Source organism: uncultured Roseobacter sp. (assembly GCF_947492555.1).
Taxonomy (GTDB): domain Bacteria; phylum Pseudomonadota; class Alphaproteobacteria; order Rhodobacterales; family Rhodobacteraceae; genus Roseobacter.
Genome location: NZ_CANLNE010000001.1, coordinates 432,553 through 445,360, shown reverse-complemented (window position 1 = coordinate 445,360; position 12,808 = coordinate 432,553). Strand labels below are relative to the sequence as shown.

General features: G+C 61.3%; 14 protein-coding genes. 12 read left to right on the top strand and 2 right to left on the bottom strand.

Annotated elements, in window-relative coordinates:
- Position 1: 1 nt before the first annotated feature.
- Both Q1A07_RS02075 and Q1A07_RS02070 read right to left on the bottom strand, forming a co-directional pair.
- Positions 2–745, bottom strand: a complete 744-nt coding sequence (locus tag Q1A07_RS02075; RefSeq protein WP_299777371.1) for a sulfite exporter TauE/SafE family protein — start codon at positions 743–745, stop codon at positions 2–4.
- Entirely contained in the window at positions 742–1,653 is a 912-nt protein-coding gene (locus Q1A07_RS02070; RefSeq protein WP_299777369.1) for a LysR substrate-binding domain-containing protein, read from the bottom strand. The genes Q1A07_RS02075 and Q1A07_RS02070 overlap by 4 nt, the downstream gene beginning before the upstream one ends.
- A gap of 149 nt (positions 1,654–1,802) precedes the next feature.
- On the opposite strand from Q1A07_RS02070, the gene Q1A07_RS02065 reads away from it, so the two are divergent.
- The 12 genes from Q1A07_RS02065 to Q1A07_RS02010 all read left to right on the top strand — a co-directional run bounded on the left by Q1A07_RS02065 (position 1,803) and on the right by Q1A07_RS02010 (position 12,656).
- Positions 1,803–2,777, top strand: coding sequence for a tripartite tricarboxylate transporter substrate binding protein (locus Q1A07_RS02065; protein ID WP_299777367.1), 975 nt, complete (start codon positions 1,803–1,805; stop codon positions 2,775–2,777).
- Positions 2,778–2,871: 94 nt separating this feature from the next.
- The gene (locus Q1A07_RS02060) at positions 2,872–3,363 is read left to right on the top strand and encodes a tripartite tricarboxylate transporter TctB family protein (RefSeq protein ID WP_299777365.1); all 492 of its coding nucleotides are present in this window, start codon (positions 2,872–2,874) and stop codon (positions 3,361–3,363) included.
- Positions 3,360–4,874 carry a tripartite tricarboxylate transporter permease gene (locus Q1A07_RS02055; RefSeq protein ID WP_299777363.1) on the top strand — a complete coding sequence of 505 codons (1,515 nt, stop codon included), beginning with the start codon at positions 3,360–3,362 and terminating at the stop codon, positions 4,872–4,874. The genes Q1A07_RS02060 and Q1A07_RS02055 overlap by 4 nt, the downstream gene beginning before the upstream one ends.
- Before the next feature lie 243 nt (positions 4,875–5,117).
- Positions 5,118–5,495 (top strand): hypothetical protein, encoded by a 378-nt coding sequence (locus tag Q1A07_RS02050; RefSeq protein ID WP_299777361.1) that lies wholly within the window; start codon positions 5,118–5,120, stop codon positions 5,493–5,495.
- Positions 5,492–6,544 (top strand): Rieske 2Fe-2S domain-containing protein, encoded by a 1,053-nt coding sequence (locus Q1A07_RS02045; protein ID WP_299777359.1) that lies wholly within the window; start codon positions 5,492–5,494, stop codon positions 6,542–6,544. The genes Q1A07_RS02050 and Q1A07_RS02045 overlap by 4 nt, the downstream gene beginning before the upstream one ends.
- Positions 6,541–7,302, top strand: coding sequence for a hypothetical protein (locus tag Q1A07_RS02040; RefSeq protein WP_299777358.1), 762 nt, complete (start codon positions 6,541–6,543; stop codon positions 7,300–7,302). The genes Q1A07_RS02045 and Q1A07_RS02040 overlap by 4 nt, the downstream gene beginning before the upstream one ends.
- Entirely contained in the window at positions 7,302–7,583 is a 282-nt protein-coding gene (locus tag Q1A07_RS02035) for a hypothetical protein (protein WP_299777356.1), read from the top strand. The genes Q1A07_RS02040 and Q1A07_RS02035 overlap by 1 nt, the downstream gene beginning before the upstream one ends.
- The gene (locus tag Q1A07_RS02030; RefSeq protein ID WP_299777354.1) at positions 7,576–9,555 is read left to right on the top strand and encodes a thiamine pyrophosphate-dependent enzyme; all 1,980 of its coding nucleotides are present in this window, start codon (positions 7,576–7,578) and stop codon (positions 9,553–9,555) included. Before Q1A07_RS02035 ends, Q1A07_RS02030 begins: the two co-directional genes overlap by 8 nt.
- 80 nt (positions 9,556–9,635) lie before the next feature.
- Positions 9,636–10,340 carry an ABC transporter permease gene (locus tag Q1A07_RS02025; RefSeq protein ID WP_299777353.1) on the top strand — a complete coding sequence of 235 codons (705 nt, stop codon included), beginning with the start codon at positions 9,636–9,638 and terminating at the stop codon, positions 10,338–10,340.
- A gap of 5 nt (positions 10,341–10,345) precedes the next feature.
- Complete coding sequence (locus tag Q1A07_RS02020) at positions 10,346–11,050, top strand: ATP-binding cassette domain-containing protein (RefSeq protein WP_299779111.1); 705 nt, start codon at positions 10,346–10,348, stop codon at positions 11,048–11,050.
- Positions 11,047–11,853, top strand: coding sequence for a substrate-binding domain-containing protein (locus tag Q1A07_RS02015; RefSeq protein ID WP_299777351.1), 807 nt, complete (start codon positions 11,047–11,049; stop codon positions 11,851–11,853). Before Q1A07_RS02020 ends, Q1A07_RS02015 begins: the two co-directional genes overlap by 4 nt.
- A gap of 341 nt (positions 11,854–12,194) precedes the next feature.
- Complete coding sequence (locus Q1A07_RS02010) at positions 12,195–12,656, top strand: GNAT family N-acetyltransferase (protein WP_299777349.1); 462 nt, start codon at positions 12,195–12,197, stop codon at positions 12,654–12,656.
- The last annotated feature ends 152 nt before the right edge of the window (positions 12,657–12,808 follow it).

The window sequence follows — 12,808 nt, the reverse complement described above, 5'->3', positions numbered from 1 at the left end:
GTCAGAACAGCTCGCGCAGCAGTAGGACCGTGCCGGAGATAAAGCACACTGCGATCAGCAACCGGCGAAAGGTCTCGTCCTCAAGCCTGCGGAACACGACAATGCCGATTTGCGCCGCCACGATGGCCGTGGGCAGCGCAACGGTGAGGTGCAGCAAGGTCTGCCTGTGATAGGCGCCGTTCCAGGCGAGCATCACGGCGGTCAGGGCCAGCACGGTCACGTTAAACGGTTGCAGCACGGCGCGGGTTTCATATTTGGGCCAGGCCCGCATGGAGCACCACATCGTTGGCAACGCGCCGGACAGAGAGGCCGCACCGCCCAGGACGCCGCCCAGAAACCCAACGCTGCAATCCATAATCGGGGTCGGGTGGTCGATTTTTGGCAAGGTGCGGCGGAGCGTGAAAAATCCGCCGTAAAGGATCAGGAAAAACGCGACGAGCAGTTTGAGCGCGGTCACGTCGATCTGCTTGAGAGAGGCGACACCCAGTGGAATGCCGATGATCGCAGGCAGAAGAAACCGGGCCAACCGGCGCGGGTTTTGTGTCAGTGCACCGCGCACGACCCAGAGGCCTTGGAGCCCGCTGACCACCGAGATCACCACGATGATGGCGACGGCTTCGACGGCGGGCATGATGGTGAGGAAAAACCCCAGGGCAAAGAGCGAGGTGCCGAACCCGGCCAAGCCGTTGATGAAACCGCCCGCCAGCGCGCCGATCACCAGGTAGATCATGTCTTCGGCGCTCATGCAGCGGGTTCTGTACTTGTCTGCGCGCCGAAGGCGCCGATCTGAACCGACCGCAGGCAAACGCTGTGCAGTTCCGTCAGGATCGGCCCGTGCGCCGTGTCGCGCGGAAAGGCGAGGCCCAGCCGCCGGACCGGCGCGTCCTCCCCCAGCGACAGGCGTTTCAGCGGCAGGGGGTTGTTGGTCTTGACCGCCCGTTTCGGCGCAATCGCCACACCGAGGTTGGCAAACACCATGCTGGAGATTGCCTCCAGTCCGTCCAATTCCATGGCTTCGCTGACGCGGATGTTCTTTTTCTGCAGCCAGCTTTCGATCATGTGCCCAACCACCGCATCGCGGTTGAAGCGGATGAACGGGTGCTTGGCCAGCAACTCAAAGGGGTCATCGCTCTGCACATCGCGCGAGGCCAGCAGTTGCAGCGGTTCCTCGGCAATCTCCAGAAACTCCAGGCCGGCGGGCACCAGCTGGGGCCGTGAGATGATCGCGGCGTCCAAGGCCCCGCGTTCGAGTTGGGATACCAACTGTATTGTCAGCCCCGGAAAGAGACGCACGCGCACCTCCGGGTAGGCGTCCACCAGCATGGAAATCGCCGACGGCACCATCGTGGTCAGCGTCGTGGGCAAGGCGCCCAGAGAAACTTCGCCGCTGACACCACTTTCGCCCAGCACGGAAGGCAGCATCTGGTCGTAGGCGCGCACGACATCGCGGGCCTTGGCCACCAGCGCGCGGCCCAGCGGTGTCAGTTCCGGCGTGCGTTTGGAACGGTCAAAAAGCTGGATGCCCCAGTTTTCCTCCAGCGCGCGCATCTGCTGACTGACGGCGGCGTGGGTGACGTAAACCGCATCTGCGGCCGCGCTGAAGGTCTTGTGATCATGCACCGCGATCAGCGTTCGCAGCGTGCGTATCGACATCCAGCAGCATCCTTTTTGTCAGCAGAACTTACCAATTCTGTAATTTATTATTACTTCTATGAAGCATGTCTTAACGTTACCAATTGTCAAGGGCGCTGTCGGCTTTGCTCGGGGAGGTCCGGAAATAAGACACGACTGGGAGGAAAACGATGACATTCAGAACATTGGGCGCGGTCTGCGCCTTGAGCCTTGGCCTGGCGGGAGCCGCCCTGGCGGAGTACCCCGAACGCCCGATTAACATGGTCATTCCATACGGGGCAGGCGGGGCGACCGACATCTCCGCCCGTACAATTGCTGAGCCTCTGGGCGCTGCGGTGGGCAAGCCGCTGGTGATGGCGAATGTCACCGGTGCGGGCGGGGCGACAGGCTCCGTTGCGGTGCAGAACGCCAAGGAAGACGGCTATACGATGCTCTTCGCGCGGGTGGGCTCGCATTCGGTGAACCCGGCGATGAAAGCCACGCTGCCTTATACGCTGGATGATTTCCGCTTTGTCACCGTCTATGAGATCAACCCGGTGGCCTGCGCGGTCAGCCCGTCGTCTGGCATCACCTCGATGGAAGATCTGATCGCCAAGGTGGACGAGGGCGGGGTGACCTATTCCTCTTCCGGTGTCGGTTCCTTGCTGCATCTGGCCGCCGTCATGGTGCTGTCGGAGTTCGGCGTCGAGGAACCGCTGACCAAAACCACGCATATTCCGCAAAAGGGCGGTGGGGCGGCTGCGACGGCTGTATTGAACGGCACGGCGACATTCCTGTGCACCAATTCCTCCGCCATCGCGAGCTTTGTGGCCAACAAGCAACTGGTGCCGCTGATGGTCACCACGGCAGAGCCGGTGGCGGGGTTCGACGTGCCTACGGCGGCTGATTTGGGCAAACCGGCGTTGCACCAGCTGGTTGGCTGGACCGGGATTGCCGGGCCGGACGGCCTGCCGGATGATGTCGCCGACAAATGGGGCGCGTGGATGGCGGCCGCGACGGAAGATCCCGAGTTCCTCGAAAAGATGACCGCACGGGGGTCGGTGATCGAACTGATGTCGCCCGAGGATGCGAATGCCTTCATCGAAGGGCAGTACAATACCTTTCGGAAACTTGTTGACGATCTGGGCATGAGGATCGAAGGCTAGGTCCAAGGACCGCGATGCGCGCGAGACGGAAACGCCGGGCACTGTCTCTGCCCGGCGTTTTTCATGAGACCCGGAACGGGCGAGGGGAGGAAGGATGACACAAAGGCAGGTGCAATTGCGGCTGGGCTTCGGCGCGCTGCTGGCAGCGGTTTTTCTGGTCGTCTATGCCATTCCTGCCTGGGTGTCTTCGCCCAGTAACGTGGGCAACATCATCCTGTCGCCGCTGTTCTGGCCCTATGCTTTGGCCGGATTCACCGGTCTGGCCGGGCTCGGGCTGGTGTTTTCGGGACTGCGACTTGAGGACACGGGCGCGGCCGTCAACGCGCGCAGTGACGATCCGACTGCGGCGTGGCTGCGGCTCGCTGGCATGGCGGTGATCATGGGGCTGACGATGATTGCCTTGCCGCGTCTGGGCATGGTGTTGACCTCCATGCTGATCTTCGCCGCAACTGCCTTTCTGGTGCGCACGCGCCATCCGGTGACGGCTCTGGTCTGTGCGGTAATTATCCCACTGGTGCTCTATGCATTCTTTGCCCATGTCGCCGGGGTCGCGATCCCGCAGGGCAATATCCTGAGGTTGCCATGAGCTTTCTGGACAGCATCGCGGCCGGCCTCAGCCTTGTGGGCAACATCGAAAGTTTTCTGGCGCTTTTCATGGGCGTGGCCATTGGGGTAATCGGTGGCGCGATCCCCGGCATGTCGGCGACCATGGCGGTGGCGCTGACGCTGCCCTTTACCTTCGCGATGCAACCGATCACCGGCATCCTGCTGCTGCTCGGGGTCTACAAGGGCGGCATTTTCGGCGGGTCGATCCCGGCGATTCTGATCAAGACACCGGGCACGCCTGCATCCTCCGCCACGATCCTCGACGGCTACCCGATGGCCGAGAAGGGTGAGGCAGGCCGCGCGCTGGGCATGGCGCTCTGGGCCTCCTGTACGGCGGATGTCATCTCGAACCTGTCGCTCATTCTCTTTGCCGGTTGGCTCGCGTCCTTCGCGCTCAGCTTCGGGCCACCGGAGTTCTTCACCCTCATCCTGTTCTCCCTGACCATCATCGCCGGTGTCTCGGGCGAAAGCCTGCTGCGCGGGGCGCTGTCGGCGCTGCTCGGGTTGCTGTTGGCGACCATCGGGCTCGATCTGGTTTACGGTACCAACCGCTTCACCTTCGGCGATCCGAATATGATGGGGGGCCTGAATTTTATCGCCGTGCTGATTGGCCTCTTCGCCATCCCGGAAATCCTGGCCATGGTCTGGCATCCGACGGCGCATGTCGGCACGGCGCGCAGCCTCGGCAAGAACTGGGTCAGCTTTGCCGACTACCGCCGCAGCTTCAAATCCATCGTACGGGGCAGTTTCATCGGTGTGTTCCTTGGCTCTATCCCCGGCATTGGGGCGGCCCCCTCGGCGTTCCTCAGTTACTCTGAGGCGCGGCGCACGTCGAAAAACAAGGAGAACTTCGGCAAGGGCGAGGTCGAAGGGGTGGCAGCCTCCGAGGCCGGTAACAACGGGGTAGCTGGCGCCACGCTGATCCCGCTTCTGGCGCTTGGCGTGCCGGGCGATGTGATCACCGCCATCATCATCGGTGCCTTCATGATCCACGGGCTGCAGCCCGGCCCGATGATGTTCATCCTGAATGTCGACATCATCTACGGGCTTTTCATCGGGCTGATCGTCAGTTCGGTCTTCCTGTTCCTGATCGGCACCGTCGCCATCCGCGGGTTCAAATACGTAGCAGACATCCCCAAGCGCATCCTGATCCCCGCCGTACTGGTGCTCTGCATCTACGGGGTCTTTGCAGTGAACAACAATATCTTTGACGTGGGCGTGATGTTCGTGATGGGCTGGGTCGGTTTCATGATGGTGCGCTATCATATCCCGGCAGCACCCTTCCTCATCGCCTTCATCCTCGGCCCGCTGCTGGAGGATAACTTCCGCCAGTCCATGCTCATGTCTGGCAGCGACCCGTCCATTCTGGTGCGCGGCCCGATCACGTGGTTCTTCTGGGCGATGACCCTGCTGACCATCGTCGCGATTGTGCGGGCAGGCGTGCGGGCGGTGAAAGGTACGTCAGCCCTGTCGCCAAAGGTGAAGGACTAGGTCGCGGGCGGGCCGGTTGGCACGTGACGCAGGAAAACCACATTGGCGGCATTTTGCTGGCGTTCACGAGGTAAACTGAAATTGTGATTTGGCGGCAGGCGCGGGTTTCGTGCAGGCTTGGCAGGATACGCGCAGCACAACGCCACTGCGTAGCAAAAGACCGGAGTTCAAGATGCCTGCCTGCCTTTCCGCCCCGAAACAACAGCACGATGAGGGACAGATCGCAGCGGGCAGGGCAACGCGATGAACCAGGCCGAAGCCATTCTGATGGGGCTGCGCATCTGGGGCAGCATCGGTGCCGTGGTGGCCGCGATTTTCCTGACCATCGGCATGGACCGCATCGACGAGGATGCGCGCGGCGCCTATATTTTCCGCCCCTTGCTGATCCCCGGTATTCTGGTGATCTGGCCCTTGGTGCTGTGGCGCTGGTACCTCTATGAGAGCGGGCGCGAGCTCTGGGCGCGCCGCTATGATCCGCCGCGCCGGGCCCATTTCGCGGTGGGGTGGATCCTGCCCATCGGCATCTGCCTGATCATCCTGACGGGGCTCAGCCTGCGCCAGACATGGCCTGCAGAGATCGCGCCGGTGCAACTCTCCGGCCCGGCGGAGGTCAGCCAATGAGCGTCAAATACATCCCCGTTCAGTGGAACCCGAACAAGTACATCTATGACGCGGTGATGTTGCTGGGGGTGGGACTATTCCTGTACGTCTTCCTCTATGCCAGTCCCGGCATTCTAAGTCACGAACGTCCGATCAACCCGCAGGTCCATAATGCCCGTGCTTTCGGGGCCTGTGCTTTTGTCATGCTGACGGTGATCCTTTGTATCGGTCCCTTAGCGCGGCTTGATCCCCGGTTCCTGCCCTTGCTCTACAATCGGCGACACTTCGGGGTGATGACGGTTTTCGTGGCGATCACCCATGCGGGCTATATCGTGGACTGGTACTTCGCCTTTTCGTCGTCGAACAAGTACGAGGCGCTGCTCTTTGCGAATACCAGCTACGGCCAGCTTGCAGGCTTCCCCTTCGAGGTCTTCGGGATTTTCGCACTTTTCACGCTGATCCTGCTGGCGGCAACGAGCCATGATTTCTGGATGAAATTCCTCAGCCCGCCGGTCTGGAAACGCATCCACTACCTGATCTACCCGGCCTATCTCTCGGTGGTGGCGCATGTCTCCTTCGGCATCCTGCAGGATCAGCAGAACCATGCCTTTACGATGATTTTCATCGGCGGCGCGGCGGCCGTGGGCATCTTGCAACTGATAGCGGCTCTGAAAGAACGCCGCGCGGATCAGGAGCTGGCGTCCGAGGCCGTCGAGTGGGTGCCGGTGTGCGATGTCTCGGAAATGAAGGAGGGCTTTGCCAAGATTAAGCTGTTGGCCAATGGCGAACGCGTGGCGGTCTATCTCAACGAGGGCAAGCTCAGCGCCATCTCCAACGCCTGCGCGCACCAGAACGGGCCGTTGGGAGAGGGGCAAATTATCGACTGTCTGGTGACCTGCCCGTGGCACGGGTTTCAGTATGACGTCACCAACGGCCGCTCGCCCGCGCCCTTCACCGAGAAAATCCCAACCTACAATCTGAAGACCGAAGGTACCCGCGTATTGGTCGACCCCCGCGCCAATCCGCCCGGGACTTACGTGGAACCGGTACCCGCAGGAGCGACGTCATGAGTGACAAGGATCGTCCCTTCTTCGTTGGATACCTGCCTGCGCCCAAGGCGTTGCGGGGTCTGCTGCTCGCGGTTTGCGTGCTGTTTATCTCGGGGCTTGCGGGTTTCGGTCTGGCGCTTGGCATCGCGCAGGACGATCCGGGCGAGGGTGCTTTTCGGTTCGACTATGGGCGGCAAACGGTTACCGGGGTTGTCGAGCTGACCCCCTATCCGCTCTTGCGGGTCACCGAAGGCAACGAGCGCATTCCGGCGGGGCATACCCTGATGCTCGCAGGCGGCGGCAAGACCAACGTGGAAAGCCGCGCCATCCCGTTAGAGGGACAATTGGCGCAGGTGTCCGGGGTGCTGCTTGAACGCGGATCTTTGGACATGATGCAGGTGCGGGGCGGTCGCAACGGCCTTCAAGCCGCTGAAGGGGAGGTGCCGGTCTTCGAGACCATTCCACTCGGCCGCTGGAAGCTCGCGGGCGAGATTTGTGATGGCAAATGCCTGGCTGGCGCGATGCGGCCCGGGCGTGGGTTGGCGCATAAGGCCTGCGCCAATCTCTGCCTGCTGGGCAAGGTGCCGCCCGTCTTTGTCTCGACGCAGCCGGTGGACGGCTCGGAATTCCTGCTGATCACCGGGCCGGACGGCGGCCACCTGCCGGAAAGCGCCTATCACTATGTGGCGCAGTTCGTCTCGCTGGAAGGTGAAGTGGAACGGCGCGGCGATCTGCTGGTGCTGCGTCTGGACCCTGATACGCTTGAGGTGCTGGAATGATGCGCCGTATTCTGATGCTGATCCTGATCGGCTGTTTGGCCGCGATCTTCTTTTACCTCTCGCGCTTCTGGTATCTGTCGCTCTGGGACCGCCCGGGCCTTTTCGGGCTTGAGGTGCTGCGCCCGCAGGGCGGTCTGGTCGGCCAATGGCTGCGGGGCACCAATGCCGCCCCGTTCGAGCTGCTGATCTGGGCGCTGGGGTGTTTCGCCATCCTGAGCCTTGCCCAGAAGCTCTATGATTTCTTCACCACGCCATCTGAAACAGGAGAGCCAAATGAGTGACGAAACCCTCGACTGGATCAGCGTTGGCCATACCGACGACCTGCCCGAAGGCCGGGTCAAGACCGTAACCGCGCGCACCACGTCAATCTGCCTTGTGCATTTCGACGGGCAATGGGCGGCGATGAACAACCACTGCCCGCATCAGCGCGGGCCCTTGGGCGAAGGCTCCATCGAAAAAGGCATCGACGACAAATGCTGGATTCGCTGCCCCTGGCACGGCTGGGATTTCGACCCGCTGACCGGCAAACCGCCGGGCGGGCATGAGGACACCGGGCAGCAGATGTACCCGGTGGAGGTGCGCGAGGGCGAGATTTTCGTAGGTATAGCGCCGGAGCCGCCGCATGAACGGACGGTCACGGATGTCATGGTCGAGACGCTCAGCAACTGGGGTGTGCAATCGGTTTTTGGCATGGTGGGCCATTCCAATCTGGGGCTGTCGGACGCGATCCGGCGCGCCGTGGTGGATGGCAAGATGACGTACTTCGGCATCCGGCACGAGGGTGCGGCGGCCTTTGCGGCCTCTGCCTATGGCAAGCTGACGGGTACACCTGCGGCCTGCCTGACCATTGCGGGGCCGGGGGCCACGAACCTGCTCACCGGGCTGTGGGACGCCAAGGTGGACCGCGCCCCGGTGCTGGCGCTGACCGGACAAGTGCAGACACAGGTCATGGGGCCGGGGGCGTTTCAGGACATCGACCTTCTGTCTGCCTTTCAGGCGGTCACCAGCTTTTCCCAACCTGTGCTCGGCAGCTCCAACCACGCGGAGCTGGCGTCACTGGCCTGTAAGACGGCGATTGTGGAGCAGAACGTGGCGCATCTGATCTTCCCTGACGACGTGCAGACGAACCCCTCGGGCAAACCGGCTGGCGCACCGGAGGGACGGGTGACGGCAGCCCCCGTGATCCCGGCGCAAAGTGAGATCGACAAGGCGGCGGCAATGATCAAGGCCGCGAAACGCCCAATTATCGTGGTCGGGCACGGTGCCTATCCGGTGCGCGAGGAGATCGCGACATTGGCCGAAACCCTCGGCACACCGGTCCTGACCACCTTCAAGGCCAAGGGGCTCTTGCCGGACGATCACCGCTGCGCGGGCGGCGTGCTGGGCCGGTCCGGCACCCCCATCGCCAGCTGGTTCATGAACGAGGCCGATCTGATCATCGCGCTGGGCACCAGCTTTTCCAATCACACCGGGATCGAGCGCAGCAAGGAGATCATCCAGGTCGATCATGAACACATGCAGCTGGGCAAATTCCACCCCGTCGCCCTGCCGATCTGGGGGGATGTGGGTGCGTTTTGCGATGCCATTGCAAAGGCGGATAACAAAAACCCCGATGCGGTGGATCAGATCACCGAACTGGCCGACCGCTGGGACATCTGGCGGCGTGAAAAGCAACAGCGGCTGGCGGAAGATCTCGGCAAGGGCATCCATTCCTTTGCGATTTTCGAGGCGCTGGGGCGGCTGGTGCCGGAGAACACCATTTTCGCTGTGGACGTGGGCAACAACACCTATTCCTTTGGCCGCTATCTGGAAACCAAGGGCACGCAGCGGGTGCTGATGTCGGGCTATCTCGGCTCCATCGGCTTTGGCCTGCCTGCCGCTTTGGGCGCTTGGGCGGCAACCCAGGACAAACCCGATCTGACGGACTGCAAGGTGGTGTCAATCTCTGGTGATGGCGGTTTTGGCCAATACCCGATGGAGTTCACCACTGCCGTCAAATACGGCATGGATATCACCCATATCCTGCTGCACAACGGCGAGCTGGGCAAGATCTCGAAGGAGCAGCGGTCGGGCGAATGGCCGGTTTGGGAAACAGATCTGCAGAATCCGGGTTTTGCCGCCTTTGCCCGGCTCTGCGGTGGTCACGGGGTCAAGGTCACGGATGCTGGCGACTTGGAGGCGGCGATCAGGGAAGCGCTGGATCACAAGGGGCCGGCCCTCGTTGAAATCATGACAGACGCCGATCTCGTCTGATCCGATTGCACCGCCCCCGGCGATGTCCTAGGACGGATCAACCAAAGTGTGAACGCGTGGCAGATGATCCGGCCTGAGACATGAACGATATTCTTGAAGGTCTGGTGTCGGCATTCTGGCTGGTGGTCACCTTCGATCCTGACCTGATGCAGATCTCGCTGCGTTCCTTGCAGGTGAGCCTCTCGGCGCTTGTGATCGCCTCGGCCATTGCCTTGCCGCTGGGGACCTTTCTGGCGATCCGACGGTTCCGATACCGGCGGCTGACGATCTCTTTGCTGAACGCGCTGATGGGACTGCCGCCTGTGGTGGTTGGTCTGATCGTCTATATTCTGCTGTCGCGGTCAGGGCCGTTTGGCGTGCTGGGCCTGCTTTTCACGCCCACGGCCATGATCATCGCGCAGGTGATCATCATCACACCGCTCATTGCCTCGATCACCCATCAGGCGATGCGCGAGCTTTGGGCGGAGTACCACGACCTGCTGATCTCGCTGAACACCAGCGGCTGGCAGCGGATCAAGACGCTGATCTGGGACGGGCGGCGCAATCTGCTGACCGCCTCGCTGGCGGGTTTCGGGCGGGCCATTGGCGAGGTGGGTGCGATCATGATCGTGGGCGGCAACATCGATAACGCCACCCGCGTGCTGACCACGGCCATCGCGCTGGAAACCGGCAAGGGTGATTTCGCTCTGGCGCTCGCCTTGGGCTTTGTGCTGATCGCGCTGGCCATTGGCATCAACGTCAGCATCCACTGGCTGTCCCGCACGGAACGGGAGGGGCGGTGGTGAGCAGGATGTTGCCCCTGACCCTCAAGGATGTCGCGGTGCGCCGACGCGGCAAGCGCCTGTTGGGGCCGGTGAATCTGACCCTGCATCCGGAGGGGCTGACCATGATCGTGGGTCCCAACGGCAGCGGCAAGACCACCTTGCTGCGGGTCATGCATGGGGTGGAACGGCTGAGCGACGGTAGTGCGACATGGGCCGTGGCCGAGGAAGAGGCACGTCACCGTCAGGCTTATGTCTTTCAGACCCCGATCATGTTGCGGCGCACGGTGGCCGACAATCTGCGCTATCCGTTGCAACTGATCGCGACGCCCCGCGCGGAGATCGAGACCCGCGTGAACCACTGGGCCCGACGGATCGGGCTGGAGGCACGGATGGGACTTCAGGCCACGCGGCTTTCGGGCGGGGAGAAACAGAAGCTTGCGCTGGCGCGCGCCCTGATCCGCAAACCGGATGTGCTGTTTCTGGACGAACCCTGTGCAAATCTGGACGGCGCCTCGACGCGCGATATCGAAAGCATCCTGCAGACCGCGCTTGCCGAAAAAACCCGCATAATCATGACCACACATGATCTGGGTCAAGCCAGACGTCTCGCGGGTGATGCACTCTTCATGTTGCATGGCGTCGTGCATGAAAGGGGTCCCGCGTCGGATTTCTTCAGCGCGCCGCAGACCGCCGAATTGCAGGCATTCTTCAGAGGAGACATCATCGCATGATGACGCGCATCGCAGCACTTTTAACAACGGTTTTTCTAGGCACTGCCGCACTGGCAGAAGACATCAAACTGGCCGTGACCACCTCATTTGAAAACTCTGGCCTGGCGGATGTGCTGTTACCGGCCATCAAGGAAGACCTTGACCTGGATGTGCAATTGCTTGTGGTTGGCACCGGCCAGGCCCTGCGGCTGGGAGAGGCGGGGGATGTGGATGCAATCCTAGTGCACTCCCGCACGGCGGAGGAGAAATTCGTGGCCGAAGGTCATGGCACCTACCGGCGCGAGATCATGTATAATGATTTTGTCTTCATCGGGCCTAAGGGGGATCCGGCTGGCGTGGCACAGGCGGGGTCAGCCGCCGAGGCCCTCAAACGTATCGGCGTCGTCAAACCCGCCTTTGTCAGTCGCGGCGATGACAGCGGCACCCACAAAAAGGAAATCGCCCTCTGGCGCGCGGCTGATCTGGACCCTGACACCTTCGGCGAATGGTACCGGGCGGTAGGCGCGGGTATGGGCGCGAGCCTCAACACAGCGGCGGGCCTTGACGCCTATATTCTGGCCGATCGCGCCAGCTGGCTCAACTTTGGCAACAAGGCGGATCTTGATCTGCTCTACGCGGGCGATGCAGCGCTCTTCAATCAATACGCTTTTCTGGCCGTGAACCCCGAAAAACACGCCCATGTGCGCAATGATCTGGCCGTGCAACTGGAAGACTGGCTGACCAGTCCGCGTGCTGCGGATCTGATCAATGGCTACACCATCAATGGTGAGACGCTTTTTATCTTTAACGCGAAACCGGAGTGAACAGGCGTCCGAGCGGTCAGGGCGATGAATTGAACGCAGTGACCGCTTGGAGCCCAGCCCACCAAGCTTGATTGCCATTGTTCCAGCTGATAACTCTCACTTATGCTTGGCAAGTAAGTCAGGCGATGGAGAATTTATGTTTACGATTGCGGGAAACCGCTAAGTCCTGAACGACAGGACGATCACGCCACATAGAGCATGCGCAGACCGCGTCAGGCTCGTTTTCGCATGGCCCGTGAACACTCAAAACACCACTGAAACAGTGACAGCGATACGGGCTGTGCCTCCGTTATGTCGAGCGTTTTCGCTCACATGGCGACACTTAGAAAGACGAATGATCAATGAAAATACGACCAACAAAACATGACGATATCCCCGCCTTGCAGGAGGTACTTAAGGGCACACAGCTGTTTCCAAGTGAAATGCTGCCTAATATGGTGAGGGACTTTCTATCTGATGACGAAAGCTCCGATATCTGGCTGACATGTGAAATCGAGGGCAAACCCGTTGGTTTCTGCTATGCGGTGCCGGAGGAATTAGCAGAAGGCGCATGGAACATGCTTGCTATCGCAGTTTTGCCAACAGAGCAGGGCGGCGGTTGCGGTAGTTCTATCGCCAAGCATCTGGAGGAGGAACTTAAGGCGCGCGGACAACGCATCTTGATCGCCGACACGTCAGGCGCGGACGACTTCGCACCGACACGCGACTTTTACCGCAAAAACGGCTACGCTGAGGAAGCCCGTATCAGGGATTTCTGGGCGGCTGGAGATGATAAAATCGTCTTCTGGAAATCACTTGGCTGAACCCAAAAAGCTCTAGCTGGCCTGCCCTTGGATGGGCCAGCTCTCCTCATCTGCAACACCAGGGAACGGCAACTTATTCCGCATGGCTCTCTCACAGATCAGGGATATCTGGCGGCACTGATGATTCCCTTCGCCAACGAGATTTTCCGAAC

Excerpts from the sequence above, each read along its gene's own strand:
- Q1A07_RS02075 (WP_299777371.1), bottom strand. The coding sequence starts at position 745 with ATGAGCGCCGAAGACATGATCTACCTGGTGATCGGCGCGCTGGCGGGC.
- Q1A07_RS02070 (WP_299777369.1), bottom strand. The coding sequence starts at position 1,653 with ATGTCGATACGCACGCTGCGAACGCTGATCGCGGTGCATGATCACAAG.
- Q1A07_RS02065 (WP_299777367.1), top strand. The coding sequence starts at position 1,803 with ATGACATTCAGAACATTGGGCGCGGTCTGCGCCTTGAGCCTTGGCCTG.
- Q1A07_RS02060 (WP_299777365.1), top strand. The coding sequence starts at position 2,872 with ATGACACAAAGGCAGGTGCAATTGCGGCTGGGCTTCGGCGCGCTGCTG.
- Q1A07_RS02055 (WP_299777363.1), top strand. The coding sequence starts at position 3,360 with ATGAGCTTTCTGGACAGCATCGCGGCCGGCCTCAGCCTTGTGGGCAAC.
- Q1A07_RS02050 (WP_299777361.1), top strand. The coding sequence starts at position 5,118 with ATGAACCAGGCCGAAGCCATTCTGATGGGGCTGCGCATCTGGGGCAGC.
- Q1A07_RS02045 (WP_299777359.1), top strand. The coding sequence starts at position 5,492 with ATGAGCGTCAAATACATCCCCGTTCAGTGGAACCCGAACAAGTACATC.
- Q1A07_RS02040 (WP_299777358.1), top strand. The coding sequence starts at position 6,541 with ATGAGTGACAAGGATCGTCCCTTCTTCGTTGGATACCTGCCTGCGCCC.
- Q1A07_RS02035 (WP_299777356.1), top strand. The coding sequence starts at position 7,302 with ATGCGCCGTATTCTGATGCTGATCCTGATCGGCTGTTTGGCCGCGATC.
- Q1A07_RS02030 (WP_299777354.1), top strand. The coding sequence starts at position 7,576 with ATGAGTGACGAAACCCTCGACTGGATCAGCGTTGGCCATACCGACGAC.
- Q1A07_RS02025 (WP_299777353.1), top strand. The coding sequence starts at position 9,636 with ATGAACGATATTCTTGAAGGTCTGGTGTCGGCATTCTGGCTGGTGGTC.
- Q1A07_RS02020 (WP_299779111.1), top strand. The coding sequence starts at position 10,346 with ATGTTGCCCCTGACCCTCAAGGATGTCGCGGTGCGCCGACGCGGCAAG.
- Q1A07_RS02015 (WP_299777351.1), top strand. The coding sequence starts at position 11,047 with ATGATGACGCGCATCGCAGCACTTTTAACAACGGTTTTTCTAGGCACT.
- Q1A07_RS02010 (WP_299777349.1), top strand. The coding sequence starts at position 12,195 with ATGAAAATACGACCAACAAAACATGACGATATCCCCGCCTTGCAGGAG.